The organism is Thiohalobacter thiocyanaticus, assembly GCF_003932505.1.
Lineage (GTDB): Bacteria > Pseudomonadota > Gammaproteobacteria > Thiohalobacterales > Thiohalobacteraceae > Thiohalobacter > Thiohalobacter thiocyanaticus.
In genome coordinates this window covers 2,600,164-2,621,511 of sequence record NZ_QZMU01000001.1, presented here as the reverse complement: position 1 = coordinate 2,621,511, position 21,348 = coordinate 2,600,164, and the positions used below count along the sequence as shown (strand labels likewise).

Sequence of the window (21,348 nt, the reverse complement as noted above, 5' to 3'; positions counted from 1 at the left end):
TGCACCCACGGCTTCCGCGAGACCTTATAAGTCGGATTAATAAATAACAAACGATATTTACCGGACATATATATCGGGGCAACCGATAAAACGGCCTTATCACTTGCAATAAATTTCAAGGATAAGCCGGGGAGCGGGGCGCAACTTCGGCAGGTCAGTGGCGTGCTAGGGATCGATCAGGAGCAACCGCAGCGCCAGCAGTACGAAGACGCCTCCGGCCAGCCGGTGCAGCCAGCGCTGCGTCCGGACGGAGCGTGACAGCCACTCGCCCAGCCGCCCGGCCATGAGAGCGACAGCGCCGAACACCAGCAGCGTCGCCAGGATGAACAACGCGCCAAGCAGCCCCACCTGCAGGTCCACCCGACCGTATTCAGGCGCGACGAACTGCGGCAGGAAGGCCAGGAAGAACAGCGAGACCTTGGGGTTGGTGAGATTCATGATGATGCCGCGACGATACAGCTGCCCCCCGGAGAGCAGGCTGGATTGTCCGCCTGCCGGGACCGGCGCGGCCGCGGCAGTAAAGGACTGCCAGGCAAGATAGAGCAGATACAGGGCACCGGCGAGCCGGAGCAGCGCAAAGGCCAGCGGAGAGGCCAGCAGCAGCGCTGCAACGCCAAGTGCGACCAGGGCGGTATGCACCAGCAGACCGGTGCACAGACCCAGCACCACCTGCAGCCCGGCCCGCGCGCCGTATAACGCCGACTGGGTCAGGACAAAAAGATTATCCGGCCCCGGCGCCAGCCCGAGCAGCACCGAGGCGGCAGAAAAGGCCAGCAGTTCCTCGACCGGAATCATGCCTGGGCATGCTACCGTCACCCCGGCGCAGGCACAAAAAAAGCTGCGCCGCCAGACGGCGCAGCCGTGAACCTCGTTGAGGAATGAATGCTATGCCGACACTGGATCAGCGATCCTGGCCCATGCCTCCGCCCTGGCCCATACCGCCGCCCTTGCGCATGCCGCCACCCTGGCCCATGCCTCCGCCCTGACCCATGCCGTCGCCCTGCCCCATGCCCTTGCCGCTGCCGCGGGCAGGCGGCTCATCGGGCAGGGTCACGCCACGTTCCTGTGCCCGCATTTTCATGCGTTCATGGTGTTCCTGGCGGATCTGCTGCCGCTCCTCGGCGGAGCCGGCCGAGCGCATGCGCTGCTGGTACTCGTTACGCTCCTGGTCGGTCATCAGCTGACTGCCATAGATCTGCTCCTGCTGCTGGGTCCGGTCCTGGACCTGGGCGCGGTCCTGATCTGCCGAGACAGCCAGCCCGGAAGACAATACCAACGAGGCAGACAGCGCCGAAACCATCAAGATCTTCTTATCCATTACTCACTCCTTGTTCAAGGCTATCTGGGAAACCTGGCACCCGGACGCCAGACTCGTCCCGGGCATCTAAAACATAAACGATAATCGCGAGAATTCCAGCCAGGTTTATTGATGCATATCAGCCAGAAGCAGGTGCCGGATGAAAAGCCCGGGCCGAATTTCCGGGGCGAACAAGCCTGACGGGATCAGCCACAGGCACTGGCACCTGCCCGGCCATTGGCTATGCTTGAATCTGCAGGCGCTGCAGTACGCGTGGCTACTGCATGTCCGCTGGTGTTGTCACCTGCGCCCATTCGAGACCCGCAGCACGAGGGGAAGCTACTCATGAGCAAGATCGTCGATGAAGTCATGGCAGCAAATGCCGAATACGCCTCCAACTTCGGCGACAAGGGCAAACTGCCCATGCCACCGGGAAGACACTTTGCCATCCTGACCTGCATGGACGCGCGACTGGACCCGGCCAAGTACGCCGGCCTGGCGGAAGGCGACGCCCATGTGATTCGCAATGCCGGCGGCCGTGCCAGCGACGACGCCATTCGCTCACTGGTCATTTCCTACAAACTTCTCGGAACCCGGGAGTGGTTCGTGATTCATCATACCGACTGTGGCATGGAAACATTCACCAGCGAGATCATGGGTGACCTGCTAGAAAGCAGCCTGAAGACCGCAAATATCGATACCTCGGGCTGGCACGACAGCGGTGAAGGACCGGGCACGAGCGATGGGAAATTCATCCAGTGGCTGACCATCCCCGACCAGGCAAAGAGCGTGACGGCAGACGTGAAACGCATCCGTAATTGCACCATGGTGCCTCCGGAGATCCCGATTTACGGATATATCTATGATTGCAGAACAGGGAAACTGACGGAGGTCGAGGAGGCCTCCGTAGCCGGCCGGGCAGGCAAATGAACGACCGTGGACGACTTCGGAAGGTGGGAGTGGAACCGCAGAGCCGCAGGGCTGCCGTCACATGACGGGGAAGTCCACTGAGTTATCAGTCAGAAGGCGTCCATTAAAGAACGGAAACTACAGCGTCGGCTGCACGGCCTTGTAACAATCCGGTTCACCACAGGTACATGCTCGATTTTTTGTTCATGATCTCAAGTTCAAAACATTCCGCGCATGGCGCTTGCGCACCCCATAGCAAACATGGAGAGGAAGCAAGTGCTCCTCTCTCGGATGACAATAGCGCGCACCCGGGGCATCTGCCCAGCGAACCAGCATCTGCACCCTTTCTTCTTCCGAGTAGCCTGGATCACAACACGTTTTCAGCAACCATTCCTCAAACGAATGGTTCAACTTCTCGGATTCAGGGTTGGTCGTCTGAAAAAGTTCCTTCATGTTGTGGAAGGAGAAACCGGAGCCGACGAGCAGGACATTATCGAGGCTCAATGACCGGAGAGCCCGACCTATTTCAATATGCTCACAAGGATCAAGCGAGCTGACCAGCGATAGCTGAATACAAGGAACATCGGCCTCCGGATACATGATTTTTAGCGGCACAAAAAGACCATGGTCGAACCCTCTTTCCTCATCAAGCCCGGATTGAATCCCGGAATCGCTGAGCAACTCGTGGATCTTTCGAGCGATGGATGGCTCCCCGACGCAGGGATAACGGATATTGTAGGACTCTTCCGGAAATCCGGAATAATCATAAATCAGCGACGGAGTTGCCCCTGAGGTAACAGTTGGAAGACGCGCTTCCCAGTGTGCGCTTACGACCACGACAGCATCAGGCTTCGGGATGATCGAGGCAATATTCTCAAGACATGAGACCATTTCCTGATGCCCGGCGTCTCCCATGAGCGGCATAGGCCCTCCACCATGAGAGAGAAATAGAGCTTTGTATGTATTCGCCATATGCGGGCTCCATGACAATGCCAACACGCCTTCAGCGGCAAAAGCATGCTGTCATGTCTTTCTGGTGGCGCAAAACCACGCCAGCATGCTTTTGTCCATCCCTGGCACCGTTCCTTCTCCTACCCCGGTATAACAGGGTTATTGCTGGATTGTTGACTAGCCGGCGATTTTTTTGACAGAAAACCCAGATTATCCTGGGGTGATTCAGGGTTGATCGCGCCAATCACGATTTTCAAGCAGGCAGATCCCAAGGTGCCGCCGGATGATCGTGTGAACATGATCACAAAACCCGGTGATCAATCGTCTTTATGTGACCTGGCTTATAGGTATTTCTCCCGATTGGCTTCATTCTTGCCCCGCATTTTCACGTTGCCAGATAACACACTCACGGAGCAAGGACACAATGAGGAAAAATTTGAGACATGCGCACCCCAAGAGCGCGACGTTGTTAGGGCTCTCGTTGTCACTATTGATGCATGGCGTGTACGCCGGGCCACCCGAAGCCGGTTACACCAGATTGATCATCAAGCCCCGGGCGCTGCTCGAGGCCCGCGAAAGGATCAATGAGAAACTCAATGAAAAACAGCGCGAGCTGGAACGCCGCCTGCCCGGCATGGGGGTAGCGCTGGCGAGCGTGTCCGGCACTGACCTTGAGGTTGAGGACACCCTGCCGGGGATTGGCGTTGCCCTGGCGAAGGTGCCGGAACGTGTCGCTGAGAAGATGCGTGAGGTGTTATCGCGTAATCCGCATATCGAATTCGTGGAAGCAGATCGGCCGCTGGCACTGGCGGACACGGTCGCCAACGATACTTACTACAGCAATGCCTGGCACCTGGATAAGGTCAATGCGCCCATGGCCTGGGACTACAGCCTGGGAGCTCAGGTGACAGTGGCGGTGCTGGACACCGGCATCAATGCGAACCACCCCGACCTCAAAGGCAAGGTGCTGTCGGGTTGGAACACGGTAAGTAACAGCTCCAGTGTCTCGGATGTCAACGGCCATGGCACACAGGTTGCCGGCGTGGTGGGCGCGATCAGCAATAATGGCACCGGTGTAACCTCGATTGCCTGGAAGACCCGCATTATGCCGGTTCGGGTTTCCAATCAGAGCACTGGCGTTGCCTACGTGAGCGATATCGCCGAGGGTCTGATCTGGGCCGCCGATCACGGGGCGGATGTGGCCAACATAAGCTACGGCATTACGCACAGCCAGACCATCCAGGATGCGGCCAGATACATGAACGACCGCAACGGCGTGGTGGTGGCCGCGGCGGGCAACAGCGGCACCCGCAACAACTATAACGACAGCCCTTACGTTATTACCGTTTCAGCTACCGAGTCGTCGGACAATATCACCAGTTGGTCCAGTTACGGTGATTATGTGGACGTCGCCGCCCCCGGCGCCGGGCTCTACACCACGACCCGTGACGGCGGTTATGCCAGGGTCTCAGGGACCTCTTTTTCCAGTCCGCTGACAGCCGGCGTCGTTGCCTTGATGCGCGCGATGAACCCGGCACTGACACCGCGGGAACTTGAACTCGCGCTGGAAGGCAGTGCGCTCGACCTGGGCAGTTCGGGTTTTGACAGTTACTATGGCCACGGGCGGATCGATGCCATGGCTGCGGTCATGGCCGCCCAGACCGGGGCCTCGCCGGACCCGGAACCCACGCCCGAGCCGGAACCCGAACCCGCGCCCGAGCCGGGGATCGACTCCACCTCGCCACAGGTGAGCTTCGTCTCGCCGACCAAAGGCGCCGACGTATCGGGCCGGGTTACCGTGAAGATCGATGCCACAGACAACGTCGCTGTGAACAAGGCCGTCCTGTTCGTGAACGGCCGCAAACACAGTGTCGACAATGCGGAGCCCTTCAGCTTCAGCTGGGATACAACCGCTGCGGCGGATGGCAATACCGGGCTGAAGGTCAGGGTCTTCGATGCGTCGGGAAACAGCGCGCAGAAATGGATCGAGGTCAAGGTGAACAACGTTCAGGCAGCATCGCCGGAACCCGATGCCGATCCGGAGCCGTCGCCTGAGGAGCCGGTCCTGGACGACACTCCTCCGCAGATGACTTTTATCTCGCCGTCGGAGGGTAACAGCGTAGCCGGGCAGGTCACCGTCAAGGTGGGTGCGACCGACAACGTACAGGTGCGCAAAGCCGTACTGTTCGTCAACGGCGTCAAGTTGGGCGAAGACACAAGCGCGCCCTATACCTTCAACTGGGACACCACACAGACCGGCGAGGGGTCAGCCAGCGTGAAGGTAAGGGTGTTCGATACCTCAGGGAATACCAACCAGGAACGTATCGAGACGATTGTCGACAATGCGTGAGCATCACAGCCGGCCGGTACAGTGTTACACGAGACTGTAAATCAGATTGTGTAACTGCTCACAGGCCAATACCCTTGACGCAGAAGCCCTGTCAGGGAGTCTGGCAAGGGCATAAGCACGCGGGATATCGTGGCCTTTTTCCGGGAGATGTACGACCACGAGGTCTGGGCGACACTGATCTCGCGAGTCACGGAAGCCGGTATGAAAAAAGGGGGCTGGAAACAGGGACAGCCCCCTTCCATTTTAACCAAATATTCGTGGCAGCCACTGCAATTGCAGTACCGATTATTAAAACAGATTCCATTCTTTCCTTATCCGCTCTAACGCCGTAAATCACCGGCGGAAGAAGTAAAGCGACGAAGGAGCGATGCCTTTTTACGTCCGAGTGAATTTGTCTTGTTAGGCAATTCAAGATCCTTCTCTACTGCACAAAAAACCTCGCATGTCTTCGTACATTATCGTTCCCCCATCAGTTTTATATCCATGTTTTCATTCTGATTTATGATCCTGATGTGCATAGGTTTCTGCCCTGGAACGGCGACCGAGAAAAACACCTTCAAAAACCAGTATCAACACCATGGCAGAAGCAGCCACGCCGACAACCAAAGAATCCGAAGCCAGCTTGACCCAGACAAACCCTGCGAGCACGACGAGATCCAAGACGATGGCCGTGATGAGAACCCATATCTTGGCCCCAATTTCATTACGCAAATAGCGCAGTACGCCCCAGTGAACAGCGATATCCATGACCAGGTAGAAAATGATGCCTAACGCCGCAATCCGCGTCAGATCAAAGAACGCCGTCAATGCCAGACCCAGCACCACGGTGTAAACCAAAGTGTGTTTTTGAATAGTACCTGGCATGCCGAAATGACTGTGAGGCACCAGTTTCATTTCCGTGAGCATGGCAAGCATTCTTGATACAGCAAAAATGCTGGCAATGATTCCGCCAGCTGTAGCCATCATTGCTAAAATAACTGTAAACCAAAGGCCATACTCTCCCAATGCCGGCCTTGCGGCTGCAGCCAGCGAATAATCCCGCGTGGCAATAATCTCGCTGAGTGACAGGTTACTGGCAACCGCAAAGCCCACCAGGCTGTAAATGACAACGCACAAAGCAATTGAGATCGTAATGGCCCGACCCACATTGCGATGTGGGTCCTTAAGCTCCGATCCACTATTTGTAATTGTAGTAAACCCTTTAAACGCGAGAATCCCCAGCGCCGTTGCAGCAAGAAAGCCGGCGGCCGTTGACTCGGGAGTTGTTTGGGTGAAATCCACCGCAATGCTGTCCGCCAGCCATACACCGACCACACCAAAAAGGATAATGCCGCCGATTTTCAGAAAGCCAATGAATGAAGCTATCCCTTCAATCAGGCGGTTACCAGACAAATTAATAACAAAGGCCACGAGCAAAAGACCAACACCCAGCCCCGGAACGAGTATACTGCGGTCCCCCACGTCAATAACCTGAACTGCATAGGATCCGAACGTACGGGCCAGGAAGCTCTGAGCAATCACCATGGAAAAATACATCAGCAAAGCATTAAAAGCAGTCGGCAAGGTGCTGCCATAAGCCTCGTAGAGATACATGCCGATGCCACCTGCCGATGGGAAGGCATTAGACATCTTCACGTATGAGTAGGCGCTGAACGAAACGATCAATGCAGCTGAAAGAAATGCCAAGGGAAACAACACCCCGGTCATCTCTGCCATCTGACCGGTCAATGCGAATATCCCGGCACCGATCATTACACCCGTACCCAAGGACACAGCCCCAATCAGAGTCAAGCTATCAGCTTGATATTTCGTGGTTCGGTCCTGTAAGTCTTTCACGATATCACCTATGGCGGCCTAATAGCCATGCTCAGGGGCGCTGCACGCCGCGGGCCGAAACGGCCTGCAATCGCGACGCCAGTCAATGCCAGTACCCCGGAAGCGCATCAGCCGGTTTGCGAGCGCCGCCCTTTCTGCCGGTACATATCGTCATCTGCGTGGCTCAGCAGGGTATCGGCATCCTCTCCGTTTGCTGGATAACAGGCCACGCCGATACTGCAGGACGGCGTTTTGATCTCGCCGAATTCAGTGCCCAACGGCTCGGTCAGGACCGCGACAATCTGCTCCACCTTCCTGGATACGGCATCCGGCGACTGGATGTCCGTCAACAGCACAATGAATTCATCACCGCCCATCCGGGCCACCGTATCGGTCTCACGTACGCAGCGTTTCAGCCGTCGTGCGATCGTACAGAGCACACGATCACCCACCGCATGTCCATGGGTGTCGTTAATATACTTGAAATCATTGATATCCAGAAACAGCAAAGCCAGACTGCTCTGGTGACGACGGGCAGCACGCAGAGCTGAATCCAGTCGATCATCGAACAACGATCGGTTAGTCACCCCTGTCAGCGGATCGTGATGGGCGAGGAAACGCAATTTCTCCTCGGCCTGCCTGAGGGCCGTCACGTCCCGCGCCACACCGATCCGCACACCGTCCTCCTCGGACCAGCGGGCAGACCACAGGATGTGTACGATTGAGCCATCTTTATGGATATAACGGTTACGGAAGTCACTGTGGGGCTGACCGTTCATTACCCTGACAATGGATGCTCGTGTGGCCGCCAGGTCGTCAGGATGCATATAGTCGGTGATCGGGGTACCGGTCAGCTCGTCGGCACGGTAACCGAGCAGTGCCTCACACGCATCACTCACGAAGACGATCCGGTTGTCCCCATCGACCACGAAAACCGCGTCCAGCATCAGGTTAATCAGTTTAGGATAAAGCGCTTTCAGATCTACGAGCATAAGTCAGGGGGCGTATTTGGTGGCTCAAATACACCAGTATAGCCCCATCGTGACGAGAGGTGACAAGGGATTTGAAAATTACAGTGTGTCACGGGCTTTCCCCCTCACCTCATAATCCGTGCATACAAAGAAGTTCCGGGAAATCCACTCATGTAGTCGCGAAAAGCGATGTGACAGATAACGTTCAGCATAACCGGCGGCGGAAATTGGAGCGACGCTTTTTGTCGTCCGAGTTGATACTGCTGTCATGGTGGCATTTCAAACCAACACCGACTCTACCGGCCGCCGCAACGATCTCGGCATTTCCTTTCCCCGACCGAAGCGTACGACGAGATCGGGCCTCCGGTCACCCAACCCCAGGGCCTGGGCGAATTCAGGGCGAAGGCGGGACTCCTCGACAGGCTGGTTCACAAAGGCGTTCCGGATTCCCAGAGCTGTCGCCTGTAGCGCAAAGCGCTCATAACAGCGGCCTGCCTCAACCCAGTGATCCTTGTCATCGACGTTCGATACAAACACTGCGATTCCCGCCGAACTGCGGATGTAACGGGCATACTTGTCATTCTCCGGTCTCACACGGAAGAAAGTGCGAAACAGCAGCCTCCCCAGCCAGCGCGGAGCCGTGGGGCTTCCGGTCGATCGCGCCGCCAGCCCATCACCGGTTCGCATAGCTTCGCCATCGCTGAAGCGAATCCAGCTCTCCAGCTCATTCACGAAAGCCGGATTGTTGATCTGCATCGTGTTGCCCTCAACCACATATTCAAGGACCTTTTCCATGGCTTCGCGTTCGGTCAGCAGAATGACGGCAACTCCATTCCCGGTACCCGCTGATTCAAGCAGACGCAGCTCTTCCGGTGCCAGCGGTTTACCATCAAAGTCGGTTCGCGTGCATTGCCGATGGGGAATTGCTTTGAACAGAGGCAATTCTTCCGCCTTCGATCGTTCCAGCGCAACCGTTATCACCCCACCGGCAGCGGGACTGAATTCCGCATTGCCCATGAAGCCGAATGCCCTTCCCGCCTGGATGAGGTTCTCGGCAGCGCATCCCAGCGACACGAAAAGATGATGGTCATCCGGATCAACCACCGGGGTACGCCGGGACATATCCGGCAGGATCGCAAGTGAACGATTCTGGAGCCGGAACCGCCAGCATTGTGTATTGTGCCCGGACGGAGCCAGCGTGGCGTAACGGATGATCTCCTTCACCTGCGCCGCCTCATCAGCCGGCACGCCTTCCGAGTGGCGCCAGATGCTTTGCACTGCCTCTTCGTAGTTCATGTCGCGGACCTTCCTTCGCAACACTAGCGTTGGCGATGAGCCTCGCTTGACGGCGACCGAACGAAGCGAAAACAAAGCGAGGAAGCGGTCAACCTGTATTGACCCTATTGTCAGGAATCACCCCGACACCTTTTAGCGGATAAGTACGAATTACCACAGTGCATGCAGAAGCCTAGAGGCAAAACACCACCAGCAATCCCCTTAAAGAATACGCCATTAAAACGAGAACAGCATGGGCAGGTCATAAAGGCACAAACCACACCCGTAACAGCTGCCAGAACGATGAGTACAAGCCCCAACAATTGATAAGTACTGGCTACGGAAATAACTATACCAGCAGGCAGCAGGCACAAAAATACAAGAAACAAGTATCTCATTTGTCTCATTGCTCTTATTTCAGATTCCGCATCCATTGTGCTTTAATTCCTAACGCATTGGTGAACGGCGATCTGACACATTCAGCTGACGATCTGGTGCGGTGCTGGCGGCCCGTCCGTTCCAGCTTGAGTTAGGTGGAACGCTACTCACGTTTTCCGCCATTCGGAGTCAGCTTGTTCGAATTTTTGATGGTTTTGACGTGGGACGCGCATACAAGAACCAGGCCTCCACAAAAGATACCAAGAAACGCGGCAATGATGCCGGCGATAACCATACCGACATGACCCAATGAACCGGAGCCCTCAGCTGGATACGCACCGCCTGTTATCAGCACGAATGCCAGCACCGCAAGTACCAGCGCTGCAACACCGCAGAACGAAGCGGTCGTCCACAAAAACTTGGTTTTCGTCGCCGGTTTCATTAGCGGCGCCCCACGGGCGACATAACATTCGGGTTCAGGCGCGCGTATTTTGCGCCGCCTGGGACCCGTTGTTATGCTGCTGATAGCTTCCTCACTTTTAAGGACTTGCGCTTTTTCTCAGCCTCCCATAAGTCATACTGGGATTGCTGATTCAGCCAACTCTCGGAAGACGTTCCGAATGCCAAAGAAAGACGAACTGCCATTTCAGGACTAATGCCTGCATGGCCATTCAAAATAGCGGACAATGTTTTTCTGCTAACGCCAAGCGCTTCAGCGGCCTCAGTAATACTCAACCCCATTGGCTCGATGCATAGCTCTCTGAGTATTTCACCGGGATGGGGGGGATTGTGCATCTTCATCAGTACACCTCAATGATAATCTTCATAATCAATAGCTTCCGCATCCATTTCCACAAAACGAAATGTCACTCGCCAGTTACCACTAACCCAAACGGACCAGCCCCCTTTCCGACGACCAGTGAGCTCATGTAGTTTGAGCCCAGGAAGGTCCATGTCCTGCGGGTTCGAAGCAGCATTCAGCCGGCCGAGTATCAACCTCAATCTGGCGGCATGTTTGGCCTGAATTCCTGACTTAGTTCCTTTCAGAAAGAACTTCTCAAGGCCTTTGTGCTTGAAGCTCCGTATCATGTAATGGAGTGTAACCCATGTCGTTACAGGTTACAAGTGATAGCTTGCAGCATAACGTTTGACATGAGGCGTGGCCGACCGGCGTGGCCGGTTGGACATCCCCTCGATGGAATGGTTAGGCATTCGCGCTCTCACTCAATCGTCGCGGACCATTCATTCCAGTCGATCTCAGTGTGTAGCCTGGACAGCGAAAGCTTCCTGCGGAGGCCGACTGAGTAAACGGACCAATCCCAATGTCGCGACTGACCGACCGCTGACCGCGAGAACTCCACAGACAAGAAATAACTGGCGATGTCGCGGAGTTGTACGTCATCCCACGCGAGTTTGACCAACAACTGGCTGACGAAGACGCCGACGGGCGTGAAATTCTCGAACTCAGTATCCGCAAACGCCCCCTTAGCTCCGGCGTGACACATATATGTTGTTGCCGGGACTCCTTTGGGATTCAACTTGGCCCGAGCCGCGTCGTCAATCTCTTCCTGAGGATCGAAAAGTGGGCTCTTGCTTACAACCCAACTTGCAAGATTGGAGATGCAGACAAGATCTAGAGTCTCGCGTGGGTGTCCGACATGTGAGCTGTCTGCGGCAACAAGGTGATCGTCGATGGTTTGTGTAGCGTCGGGGCCTCTCCACTGATGCGAGTGCGCGAGCACACCATAGATGGGCCCTGTCATCAGTTCCTTGTAAGGGGTGCCTTCACGTACGCCGGACAGTCTCTTGATGGCGACACAGGTTGCAGTAGCCTTGCTCAGATCCGCGCGCTTCAAAGTGAGTTTGCATTCGAAAACAGCCGCCACGCCGGCGATGAAGTACTTCTTTTTGTGGTGCAGGGCCGCTGGGTAACTCGGCTTAAGAACAATGACGTCAACTTGTGGGCTCAACTGGCCTTTTCCATCTATCAGTTGCCCCTTTGTCACAACACGATAAGCGGGAGGCAGCCATTCGCGCAGAAGCTGAGCCCAATTCTCTTCACCTTCATCCCCCGCTGTCCCCGGATCGCCAGCCGCGCTCTTTCGGATACGGGAGTACTCAGCATCCATCTTGACGCTAAGTTGACTCATGTAGTCATGCAGGTCGTGTCTCATCGATCTGTGCAGGCTCGACTTCATGATTCCGGATGCCTAACGCCTGCTTTCAGCCCGCGGCGGTGAAGCGCAGCGGAACCGCCGTCGGCTGCAAGGCATGGTTATACACCAACTTGCGACCGCCATGACCTGATAAGCGTGTACGATAAACTCGATTCATCTCTGAGTATCGAAATCGTATCTGTCATAGTTGTTTGCTGCCATTGAGCGGGGTTGGTGACGAGGTCTGCGTAGTACCCTATTGGCTCAATCCGGCGAAAATGCCGAAACCACACACCGAGCGCTCCGACAGGATCACGGATGTAGTTGTAGGGACCTGTGACCTTCACGAGTGCGCATGGATAATGATGCGCGACGATAAGGACATAATCTCCTTCAGCCATTACATGAGCAAAGTCCCAATAGTCTCTTTGGCTCTGGGGAATCTCTTCTGACTGCACATCGGTAAGATCCCCGGGCGGTTGGGCGAAATCCAAGCCGATATATCCTAGCCCAAGGCACCTCATTGTATGGCGGACGGCATTCGCCGCGTCATCTGGATGAAGCTGCATGCGCCAATAGTTCATGAAGTTCTCCTTGGTGTATAACGCCTAGCATCAGCGGCCAAATCACGAGCGTCGCGAATGATTTTGTCTGATATTACCCCAGTATAATTGACACCCGTCATGCTGCTTCGCTTGCTGCCCAGTCGGGAGTTCTGTAGTTCAGGCCAGAGTGTAAACGCTCGCTATTATAAAAACGAACGTAATCGATAATGTAGGCCGTCGCTTCTTCCAGGGTTTTGAATTTCTGGAAGTAGATCATCTCTGTCTTCAGAGTATGAAAAAATGATTCCATATAGGCGTTGTCCCAGCAGTGTCCTTTTCGGCTCATGCTCACCCGCAACCCAAATGATTCAAGCACCCGACGATATTCCTTTGAGGCGTACTCGCAGCCTTGATCCGAATGAAATATGGTATCAGCTGTCGGTGCATGGGCTTGCACTGCCATCAGGAGCGCCTCTCGAACCAGGGCGGCAGACCGGTCCTTTGCAAAGCTCCAACCGATAATCTGGCGCGTATGCCGATCCATTACCGTGCTCAGATATGACCACTTCCCATCTACGCTGATAAATGTGATATCTCCTACCCAGACCTGGTTCGCACCCGTTGTCGGTTCCCGGTCCAGCAACAAGTTGGTGCTATCCCGAAACAGGTGGTGCCGGTGACGGTGCCGCCGAAAGCGACGCGCCATCTTGGCGGCAATACCATTTTCGCGCATGAGCCGAGCGACGCGGTTACGCCCACATAAAATATCATTCTGGCGCAGCGCCTGGTGCACCCTGGGATAACCGTAGCGGCCCTGGCTCTTACGGTGCACCTGGATGATCTGTTCAAGCAGTGCCTCGTCTTCCACACGGCGTTGGCATTGACCTCGATTGCGCCAAGCATAGAACCCGCCACGGGTAACACCCAACTTCCGGCACAGAGCAGCTACGGAGCTTCGTTTGACATGCTGCTCGATGAACCGGAAGGCATCTACTTTTTTCCCGGGAATACCCTCTCTGCCTTCTTCAGCACTGCGTTTTCATCCCTGACCTGCCGCAATTCCTTCTCTAACTTCTTGATCTTTTTCTCAGCTTGGAGAAGTTTGTCCCGAGAACGCGCCTCCTGATCATTATTGTCCAATTTCCCCTCCCGCATCTCCTGGCGCCACCGGTAGAGCATAATGGGGTGGATGCTCAGTGCCTCGGCAACGTCGATGGACTGTATATTTGGGTGATTGGTGATCGTAACCGCCGTATGCTTGAATTGAAAATTATAGAATGTGTGCTTTTCTTTCCTTTTCATGTTCCACCTCTTTGATAGCTCAGTTCAAAGAGGTGTCAATTATTTCGGGGCAGGATCAGTCCGACTGCATGCGTTTGTTAGGTGCGTTATACATTATCATTCAGCTTGTCACTCAGATAGTCTTCCAGACTAGGGGCCTCACTTTGCTTAAGCACATGATTGACCCATGCGTCTCGTTCGTGACCAATTAGAAATAGATCCCATGCGCAAGCAGTCAGCCCAGATGGTGTCATATATTCCAGCATTGAAGGATCTTCTGATGGAGATACATATACATGGTGGTGCAATTCGTTTTCGTCTGCCCACCAGTCTACAAAAACGAAATTTCCAGTTTTTCCTTGGTGAATGCCCACAAATCCAACAGCATAGTGATTCGTCTGCAGCGCACTTTCTCTCAAGCGTTCTGATGTGACCTGGCGAGCAGCATCCACAAGCGTCTGATCAAGCACATCCTCAGTATAGGTGATTCCATACACCTTTAGTCTCCACTCATCGATTTCCCACAATTCAAGAAATCGAATTGGTCGGGTACGGTAATCTTCGGACAGCTTCATTATGTATCAGTATTGATTAGCACCTAACGATCGAGCGAACCGGCGGCGAAGCCGTCCGGGTTGCGCGCCTTGTTAGAAGGCGTTTCTTTATTCATCGTACCCCCCTCTCAGAACAGTTATAAACAGTTCGTGGAACGCCTCTCTATGCTCAGGCGAACAGGTGATTGAGGGGCCGGCATCAAGGTCCACAACTGTATATGGAATACCTCTCGCCTTAAGTGCTGCCTCCATAGCTTTCTGTTTTTCCGCGGATGTGAAGCTGCTACCGCATCCTGGGTGGTATTCCGCGTTAACCTCACTAGCTATTGCTCTAACTGCTTGAGATTGGCTTACAGGATAAAATACATTCAGATCCTTTCCCTTTCGGTACTCGACTCCGTGCTCATCGAGTTTCTCTACAAACCGCTGATAGGTTTTTGAGTCGTAATATTTCGTCGATTCTTCTGGTTCAGGGTGACTGCAGCCCCCAATCAAGGCAGTTAAGATAAGAGCTACGGTTATCCTCATGATGTTCAATAGCCTTCTAACGTTGAAGCTGTGGGGCGCTCAGCGAAGCGGAGCGTCCCACACGAGCGCTTTGTTGGGCACTATTCTGTACCATCCAGTTTCTCCGCGATGGAAAGCAGCAGCTTGGTTTGAGGATTTCCCTTCCAGCCTCTATATGCCATTCCTATGCCTGCCCCGCCAATAATACCAAGCAGATACATTATTGGATGATTGCCAAACTGCATTGCGGCATCTCTAGATAAAGACATAAGGTAGCCAAAGCCACCAAATGCTATAACCAAACAACTAATACCGAGAATAAGATTTGCGTACCGCATACGGTAATACAGGTTTTCGCGCTTTAGTAATTGCGCCACCAGTGTCCGTTCTTCGTCTGACAGTTTCATAATGCCCAACGGCTGCCTTCAGCGGCGCAGGCGCATGAGCGACTGCGTCCGCTGGAAGGCATTGTTAGGCGATTGTTAAAGCTAGCAGCCCCATGCACCGATACAGCCCCTCAATACCCGGCCACTGCCGCAACAGACTTCAACTAAACCTATACATGCGGTTCTATCGCAGTCACCCATTGTTACCATCATTGTGTCTGGTGCAGAATGGGGGCAGTTGCCGCTGGGCATTTCAGTAACTTCAGCTTCTGCACCTGCTTTGACTTGATACTTCCCGTTCTCTTCTTTTACATCTGCTGCGTTTAGCACCATTTCTCCACCATTAACTGCTTTGCAGGATACTTTGTTGTTACCGAGATCAGTAACGGTACCTTCAAACTCAAAATAATCACTCATTATTTACACTCCTTTGTTTGCCACTTTTGGTTTTTATTGTCAGGTGTAATCAGTGACATTATTACGCCTAACAGTGTATTAGACTGATTCTTTAGTATTGGTAATAGTACGGAATCGGGATATTATGCGAACAGCCGATTCGGCATAGTATTTTTCTTGCTGGACTGTTTCATCCGGGCAGGATGCCCGATCTGAACAAGGAGTGTTCATATGTCCGAATCCCCTGGCGACGGCGATCCCGCCGTGACTCGTTTTTATGATAATTACCTGAAATACCTGGATAATGCCGGCATCCCCCAGAAGCAGCGGCGCTGGTTCGTCAAGCATATCGAAGGCTTTATCGAGGCGCAACGAGGGCGCGGGATCAGAACCCTCTCAGCCGCAGACATCAGCCAGTATCTGGAAACGATAGGCTGCCGGAAACGGCTCACTGACTGGCAGTTTCGGCAGAAAATTCATGCTATCCGGATATTGTACTGCGATCTTCTGGCTTCCCCGTTGTGTCAGAAAATTGACTGGCAATACTGGATCGACGCTTCCCGTGAGTTGGAGAGCGGTCATCCCACTCAGGCAAGGCAGCTCACACCGGATGAGCTCGGCCATCTCAAGGAACGCTCAGGCAGCGGGCCACTCAACCATATCAGGGCCAGTCACCGCGATCTGCTGATCCGTTTCACCACCGAGATCCGTGCCCGCGGTCTCGCCTACCGCACCGAACAGAGTTACGAGCAGTGGATCTGCCGTTTCATCCTGTTCTGCAAGGGCGCGGCACCCGAGTCGGTAGGCCCGACCGAGATCAGGGCGTTTCTGGATCATCTCGCTGTCATCCGCCATGTCAGTGCCAGCACTCAGAACCAGGCCCTCAATGCCCTGGTTTTTCTCTATAAGCATGTCTTTGGGCGTGATCCCGGCGATCTTGAGAGCTTTGTCCGCGCCCGGCGGCCGAAGAATCTGCCGGTGGTGCTCAGCCGGGACGAGGTCACTGCCCTGCTGTCACATCTCACAGGCACTGCACATCTGATCGCATCCCTGCTGTATGGAACCGGTATGCGCCTGCTGGAAGGGCTGAGACTCAGGGTCCTGGATCTCGATTTCGCCAACGGGCGTATCCATGTCCACCGCGGCAAGGGCAACAAGGACCGGTATGTCCCGCTGCCCCTCAGTCTTCAGGACTCGCTGAAGGAGCAGATCAGAACGGTGGAACGACTGCATCGTGAGGATCTCGCGGCCGGGCACGGGGAGGTCAGATTACCCGATGCCCTGGCACGCAAATACCGCAATGCCGGGCGGGAGTTGAAATGGCAGTATCTGTTCCCATCCACACGTCTGGCGGCAGACCCTTACGGCGGCATGATCCGCCGCCATCATTTGCACGAGAGTGCCCTCCAGAAGGCCGTGAAGCGGGCTGCCGCAGCCTGCGGGCTGAACAAGCGGGTGGGCTGCCATACCTTGCGGCACAGCTTCGCCACGCATTTACTGGAGGCCGGGCACGACATCCGCACGGTGCAGGAGCTGTTGGGGCATGCCAACGTCTCCACCACCATGATCTACACCCATGTGATGAGCAGGCCCGGGGTGGGCGTGTGCAGTCCGCTGGATATCGGTCGGGGCGGGGTTACTTGACGACCTTGAGCGAAGGCCGGCCCTTGTCGTCGTCGGACTTATCCTGGTCCGGGCCGCCGCCGTCGGGCGGCTCGGGGCCGTATTCTTCCTCGTTGAACATCATGCCGCGGCCGTTTTCCTGGGCGTAGATGGCGAGCACGGCGGGCACCGGGATGACGATCTCCCAGGCGCGGCCCTGGAAGCGGGCGCTGAACATGATGTAGTCGTTGCCCAGCTCCAGACCGGCGACGGCGGTGGGGTTGATATTGAGGACGATCTTGCCCTCGTCGACGAACTGGCGCGGCACTTCCGCGCCGGGATAGTCGGCGTTGATCAGCAGGTAGGGGGTCTGGCCATTGTCGATGATCCATTCGTTGATGGCACGGATCAGGTACGGCCGGCTGGGGGTCATGTCTTCCATAGGAACGGACTTGCAGATGCGGCACGGAACAGCGGCGGCTGCGTCGTCCCGTGCCGGTGAATTTCAGTCGCGCATTTCGCGTTCGGCGTCGGTCAGGCTGTGCTGGAACGAGTCGCGGGCGAAGATGCGCTCGGCATAGTCCCACACCGCCTTGGACTGCTTGGGCAGGTCGATCTTGTAGGCCGGCAGACGCCACAGCAGCGGGGCCACGTAGCAGTCGATGAGACTGAATTCCTCACTGAGGAAGAACGGCATGGCGGCGAACACCTCGACGCTGGAGGCGATACTATCGCGCAGCATCTTGCGGGCCTTGGCGGCGGCCTTCTCGCCCTTGGTCTCGATGTCGCGCAGCAGGCCGTACCAGTCCTGGTCGATGCGGTACATGGCTAGGCGCGCCTTGGCGCGGGAGACCGGGTCCACCGGCATCAGCGGCGGGTGCGGGAAACGCTCGTCCAGGTACTCCATGATGACATGGGAGTCGTAGAGCACCAGCTCGCGGTCCACCAGCGTCGGCACGGTCTGGTAGGGGTTGAGATCGATCAGGTCCTCGGGGAGGTGGTCCAGGTCGACATTGACCACTTCCACGGTGATGCCTTTCTCGGCCAGCACGATACGCGCACGATGGCTGTAGGGGCAGCTGGCGCTGGAAAAAAGTGTCATGACGGAACGGCGATTGGCGACTACGGCCATCTGGATTACTCCTGGGCTACTCCGGATTGGGCGTCTGGCGCAGAGTATACCTGAAAACACGCCGGGCCGGGGACGCTGCGCGCCGCCGGCCCGGGGCCTTTCCTGTACGGTTCCGGAAGGTTGTCAGTGCACGTCCTTCCAGTATTCCTTCTTCAACATGTAGGCCAGAATGGTGAAGATCACCAGGAAGCCGATTACCCACAGGCCGATGCGCTTGCGCTCGTGCCGGATCGGCTCGGCGACATAGGTCATGAAGGCGGTCAGATCACGCGCGGCCTGGTCGTACTCGGCCGGTGTCATGCTGCCCTGCTCGGCCAGTTCCAGGCCGACGATCGCCTTGTGCTCCTTGCCATCCTCGTCAACCGTGGTCTCATAGACCGGCTGCTGCCAGCCCTGCAGCCGCCACAGCACATGCGGCATGCCCACCTTGTCGAAGATCAGGTTGTTCACGCCGAAGGGACGCGAATCGTCCAGGTAGAAGGAGCGCAGATAGGTATAGATCCAGTCCGGCCCACGCGAGCGTGCGGTCAGGGACAGATCCGGCGGGGTGACGCCGAACCAGGCCGCGGCCTGCTCACCCGGCATGGCGATGGTCATGGTCTCGCCGACTTCCTTGCTGGCGAACATCAGGTTGTTGATGACCTGATCATCGGTCATGCCCAGGTCTCGCCCCATGCGGTTGTAGCGCTGGAACTGTGCCGAGTGGCAGCTCAGGCAGTAGTTGGTGAACAGCTTGGCCCCGCGGCGCAGCGAATCCTTGTTCTGCAGGTCGATATCCGCGGAGTCGAGGTGGACATTGCCCCCCGCGGCCTGCGCCAGAACGGGGGTCAGCATGAACAGCAATGCAAAAATAATCTTTTTCATTAGTGTGTCACCCTTTCCGGTACCGGCTTGGTGGAGTCCATCCTGGTATAGATGGGCATCAGGATGAAGAAGGCGAAATAGATTGCCGTGAAGACGCGGGCCAGCATCGTCAGGGTTTCCGTTGCCGGCTGCGTACCCAGCCATCCCAGCACCAGGAAGGAGATCACGAACAGCGTCAGCGCGCCCTTGTACAGCGGACCGCGGTAGCGGATCGACTTCACCGGGCTGCGATCCAGCCAGGGCAGCAGGAAGAAGATCAGCACCGCAAGACCCATGGCCGCCACACCGGGGAAGGCCGAACCGGCGACCGAGGGCACGGCGCGCAGGATGGCGTAATAGGGTGTGAAGTACCAGACCGGGGCGATGTGCGAGGGCGTCTTGAGCGGATCGGCCGGCTCGAAGTTGGGCGGCTCGATGAAATACCCGCCCATCTCCGGAATGAAGAACACCACGATGGCGAAGAAGATCAGGAACACTCCCACCCCGAAGATATCCTTGACGGAGTAGTAGGGATGGAACGGGATGCCGTCGATCGGAATGCCGTTGGCGTCCTTGTTCTTCTTGATCTCGACGCCGTCGGGGTTGTTGGAGCCGACTTCGTGCAGCGCCATGATGTGCGCCACCACCAGGGCAATCAGCACCAGCGGCACGGCGATCACGTGGAAGGCGAAGAAGCGGTTCAGTGTGGCGTCGGCGATCACGAAGTCGCCGCGGATCCACAGCGCCAGGTCGTCACCGATGATGGGGATGGCCGCGAACAGCGAGATGATGACCTGCGCGCCCCAGTAGGACATCTGGCCCCAGGGCAGCAGGTAACCGAAGAAGGCCTCGGCCATCAGGGCCAGGAAGATCAGCACACCGAAGATCCAGATCAGCTCGCGTGGCTGCTTGTAGGAGCCGTAGAGCATGCCCCTGAACATGTGCAGGTACACCACGATGAAGAAGGCCGAGGCCCCGGTGGAGTGGATGTAGCGGATCAGCCAGCCCCACTCCACGTCGCGCATGATGTACTCGACCGAGGCGAAGGCGCGCTCGGCATCCGGCTTGAAATGCATGGTCAGGAACAGGCCGGAGACAATCTGAATGACCAGCACCAGCAGGGCCAGCGAGCCGAAGAAGTACCAGAAATTGAAGTTCTTCGGCGCGTAGTATTTCGCCATGTGGTCGTTCCACAGCGAACTCAGCGGGAAGCGGGTGTCGACCCAGCCCATCACGCCGCCCTTGATCTTGTCGTTATTTGAACCGGCCATTATGCAGCTCCTTGATCTTCACCAACGAGGAGAACGGTATCGCCGATGTAGCGATGCGGCGGCACCGGCATGTTCAGCGGCGCCGGCATGCCCTTGTAGACGCGCCCGGCGATGTCGTACTTGGAGCCGTGGCAGGGGCAGAAGAAGCCGCCCAGCCAGTCCTTGCCCAGATCGGCCGGGGCCACGTCGGGGCGGTATTTGGGCGAGCAGCCCAGGTGGGTGCAGATCGCCACCATGACCAGGACGCTCTCCTTGATGGAGCGGGTCTGGTTCTGGGCGTATTCGGGCTGTTCGGAGGCCTGGGAGTCGGGATCACTGACCCGATCGGTCAGCTCATTCAGGCTGTCCAGCATCTCCGGCGTGCGGTTGACGATCCACACCGGCTTGCCGCGCCATTCGACGTTGAGCATCTGGCCGGGCTCGATCTTGCTGATATCCACCTCCACCGGTGCCCCGGCCGCCTGCGCCCGCGCGCTCGGCCACATGGACTTGACGAAGGGAACGGCCACGTACACGGCACCCACGGCACCGACCACACTCGTGGCGGCGGTGAGGAAGCGGCGCCGGCTGGTATCTACGCCATCACTCATCTAAGGCTCTCCAGGTAATTTCGATCAAATGCATCGTTTAAGTATGGAATTCGTTATGGCCCATGCAGGCGGGTCATTCTAGGCGGGCTGGCCCCGGAATGACTTGATGTTGATCAGGCTTGCGCGCCCCGGCGCCCGC

General features: G+C 56.3%; 24 protein-coding genes and 1 pseudogene. 3 read left to right on the top strand and 22 right to left on the bottom strand.

All coding sequences use genetic code 11. The features are described 5' to 3' along the window. Window positions 1–165: 165 nt before the first annotated feature. Together D6C00_RS12365 and D6C00_RS12360 are read right to left on the bottom strand one after the other, a co-directional pair. A complete protein-coding gene (locus D6C00_RS12365) occupies window positions 166–795 on the bottom strand; it encodes a LysE family translocator (protein ID WP_125181983.1) in 630 nt (209 codons plus the stop codon). Window positions 796–901: 106 nt separating this feature from the next. Further along, a complete protein-coding gene (locus tag D6C00_RS12360; protein ID WP_125181982.1) occupies window positions 902–1,318 on the bottom strand; it encodes a hypothetical protein in 417 nt (138 codons plus the stop codon). A gap of 324 nt (window positions 1,319–1,642) precedes the next feature. On the opposite strand from D6C00_RS12360, the gene D6C00_RS12355 reads away from it, so the two are divergent. Beyond that, window positions 1,643–2,227 carry a beta-class carbonic anhydrase gene (locus tag D6C00_RS12355; protein WP_125181981.1) on the top strand — a complete coding sequence of 195 codons (585 nt, stop codon included), beginning with the start codon at window positions 1,643–1,645 and terminating at the stop codon, window positions 2,225–2,227. Between the two features lie 154 nt (window positions 2,228–2,381). Here D6C00_RS12355 and D6C00_RS12350 read toward each other — a convergent pair. Continuing rightward, window positions 2,382–3,178, bottom strand: a pseudogene (locus D6C00_RS12350) (DODA-type extradiol aromatic ring-opening family dioxygenase). Window positions 3,179–3,695: 517 nt separating this feature from the next. Here D6C00_RS12350 and D6C00_RS12345 point away from each other — a divergent pair. Next, the gene (locus tag D6C00_RS12345) at window positions 3,696–5,507 is read left to right on the top strand and encodes a S8 family serine peptidase (RefSeq protein WP_158675408.1); all 1,812 of its coding nucleotides are present in this window, start codon (window positions 3,696–3,698) and stop codon (window positions 5,505–5,507) included. A gap of 489 nt (window positions 5,508–5,996) precedes the next feature. Here the strand turns inward: D6C00_RS12345 and D6C00_RS12340 are convergent, their stop codons facing one another. From D6C00_RS12340 to D6C00_RS12275, 14 genes are all read right to left on the bottom strand, one after another. Next, window positions 5,997–7,343 carry an APC family permease gene (locus D6C00_RS12340; RefSeq protein ID WP_125181979.1) on the bottom strand — a complete coding sequence of 449 codons (1,347 nt, stop codon included), beginning with the start codon at window positions 7,341–7,343 and terminating at the stop codon, window positions 5,997–5,999. Window positions 7,344–7,450: 107 nt separating this feature from the next. Beyond that, window positions 7,451–8,314 carry a sensor domain-containing diguanylate cyclase gene (locus D6C00_RS12335; protein WP_125181978.1) on the bottom strand — a complete coding sequence of 288 codons (864 nt, stop codon included), beginning with the start codon at window positions 8,312–8,314 and terminating at the stop codon, window positions 7,451–7,453. A 258-nt stretch (window positions 8,315–8,572) separates the two neighbouring features. Next, window positions 8,573–9,589, bottom strand: a complete 1,017-nt coding sequence (locus tag D6C00_RS12330) for an Acg family FMN-binding oxidoreductase (protein WP_125181977.1) — start codon at window positions 9,587–9,589, stop codon at window positions 8,573–8,575. A 520-nt stretch (window positions 9,590–10,109) separates the two neighbouring features. Next, window positions 10,110–10,388, bottom strand: a complete 279-nt coding sequence (locus D6C00_RS12325) for a hypothetical protein (RefSeq protein ID WP_125181976.1) — start codon at window positions 10,386–10,388, stop codon at window positions 10,110–10,112. 71 nt (window positions 10,389–10,459) lie between these two features. Next, entirely contained in the window at window positions 10,460–10,747 is a 288-nt protein-coding gene (locus tag D6C00_RS12320) for a HigA family addiction module antitoxin (protein WP_125181975.1), read from the bottom strand. Window positions 10,748–10,756: 9 nt separating this feature from the next. Continuing rightward, window positions 10,757–11,035 carry a type II toxin-antitoxin system RelE/ParE family toxin gene (locus D6C00_RS12315; RefSeq protein WP_125181974.1) on the bottom strand — a complete coding sequence of 93 codons (279 nt, stop codon included), beginning with the start codon at window positions 11,033–11,035 and terminating at the stop codon, window positions 10,757–10,759. A gap of 131 nt (window positions 11,036–11,166) precedes the next feature. Continuing rightward, a complete protein-coding gene (locus D6C00_RS12310) occupies window positions 11,167–12,120 on the bottom strand; it encodes a DUF6602 domain-containing protein (protein ID WP_125181973.1) in 954 nt (317 codons plus the stop codon). Window positions 12,121–12,221: 101 nt separating this feature from the next. Continuing rightward, entirely contained in the window at window positions 12,222–12,686 is a 465-nt protein-coding gene (locus tag D6C00_RS12305) for a hypothetical protein (RefSeq protein WP_125181972.1), read from the bottom strand. Between the two features lie 97 nt (window positions 12,687–12,783). After that, complete coding sequence (locus tag D6C00_RS12300; RefSeq protein ID WP_241546928.1) at window positions 12,784–13,587, bottom strand: IS3 family transposase; 804 nt, start codon at window positions 13,585–13,587, stop codon at window positions 12,784–12,786. Window positions 13,588–13,637: 50 nt separating this feature from the next. Continuing rightward, complete coding sequence (locus D6C00_RS12295; protein WP_125181970.1) at window positions 13,638–13,949, bottom strand: transposase; 312 nt, start codon at window positions 13,947–13,949, stop codon at window positions 13,638–13,640. Window positions 13,950–14,035: 86 nt separating this feature from the next. After that, window positions 14,036–14,503 (bottom strand): isochorismatase, encoded by a 468-nt coding sequence (locus D6C00_RS12290; RefSeq protein ID WP_241546867.1) that lies wholly within the window; start codon window positions 14,501–14,503, stop codon window positions 14,036–14,038. Window positions 14,504–14,590: 87 nt separating this feature from the next. Next, a complete protein-coding gene (locus tag D6C00_RS12285; RefSeq protein WP_125181968.1) occupies window positions 14,591–15,010 on the bottom strand; it encodes a thioredoxin domain-containing protein in 420 nt (139 codons plus the stop codon). Window positions 15,011–15,090: 80 nt separating this feature from the next. Continuing rightward, entirely contained in the window at window positions 15,091–15,396 is a 306-nt protein-coding gene (locus D6C00_RS12280; protein WP_125181967.1) for a hypothetical protein, read from the bottom strand. A gap of 81 nt (window positions 15,397–15,477) precedes the next feature. Continuing rightward, on the bottom strand, window positions 15,478–15,792 hold the full coding sequence (locus tag D6C00_RS12275; protein WP_125181966.1) for a hypothetical protein: 315 nt from the start codon (window positions 15,790–15,792) through the stop codon (window positions 15,478–15,480). Window positions 15,793–16,002: 210 nt separating this feature from the next. Here D6C00_RS12275 and D6C00_RS12270 point away from each other — a divergent pair, with 210 nt between their 5' ends. Then, the gene (locus D6C00_RS12270; RefSeq protein ID WP_125181965.1) at window positions 16,003–17,415 is read left to right on the top strand and encodes an integron integrase; all 1,413 of its coding nucleotides are present in this window, start codon (window positions 16,003–16,005) and stop codon (window positions 17,413–17,415) included. On the opposite strand, the gene D6C00_RS12265 is transcribed toward D6C00_RS12270, so the two are convergent. From D6C00_RS12265 to petA, 5 genes are all read right to left on the bottom strand, one after another. Then, window positions 17,408–17,815, bottom strand: a complete 408-nt coding sequence (locus D6C00_RS12265; protein ID WP_399360972.1) for a ClpXP protease specificity-enhancing factor — start codon at window positions 17,813–17,815, stop codon at window positions 17,408–17,410. The two genes, D6C00_RS12270 and D6C00_RS12265, sit on opposite strands and share 8 nt — an antisense overlap. Window positions 17,816–17,878: 63 nt before the next feature. Then, the gene (sspA, locus tag D6C00_RS12260) at window positions 17,879–18,505 is read right to left on the bottom strand and encodes a stringent starvation protein SspA (RefSeq protein WP_125181964.1); all 627 of its coding nucleotides are present in this window, start codon (window positions 18,503–18,505) and stop codon (window positions 17,879–17,881) included. Between the two features lie 123 nt (window positions 18,506–18,628). Beyond that, on the bottom strand, window positions 18,629–19,369 hold the full coding sequence (locus D6C00_RS12255) for a cytochrome c1 (RefSeq protein ID WP_125181963.1): 741 nt from the start codon (window positions 19,367–19,369) through the stop codon (window positions 18,629–18,631). Further along, window positions 19,369–20,619, bottom strand: a complete 1,251-nt coding sequence (locus D6C00_RS12250; protein ID WP_125181962.1) for a cytochrome b — start codon at window positions 20,617–20,619, stop codon at window positions 19,369–19,371. Before D6C00_RS12250 ends, D6C00_RS12255 begins: the two co-directional genes overlap by 1 nt. Beyond that, window positions 20,619–21,209: a ubiquinol-cytochrome c reductase iron-sulfur subunit gene (gene petA / locus D6C00_RS12245; protein WP_125181961.1), complete on the bottom strand. Its 591-nt coding sequence runs from the start codon at window positions 21,207–21,209 to the stop codon at window positions 20,619–20,621. Before petA ends, D6C00_RS12250 begins: the two co-directional genes overlap by 1 nt. Between the last annotated feature and the right edge of the window lie 139 nt (window positions 21,210–21,348).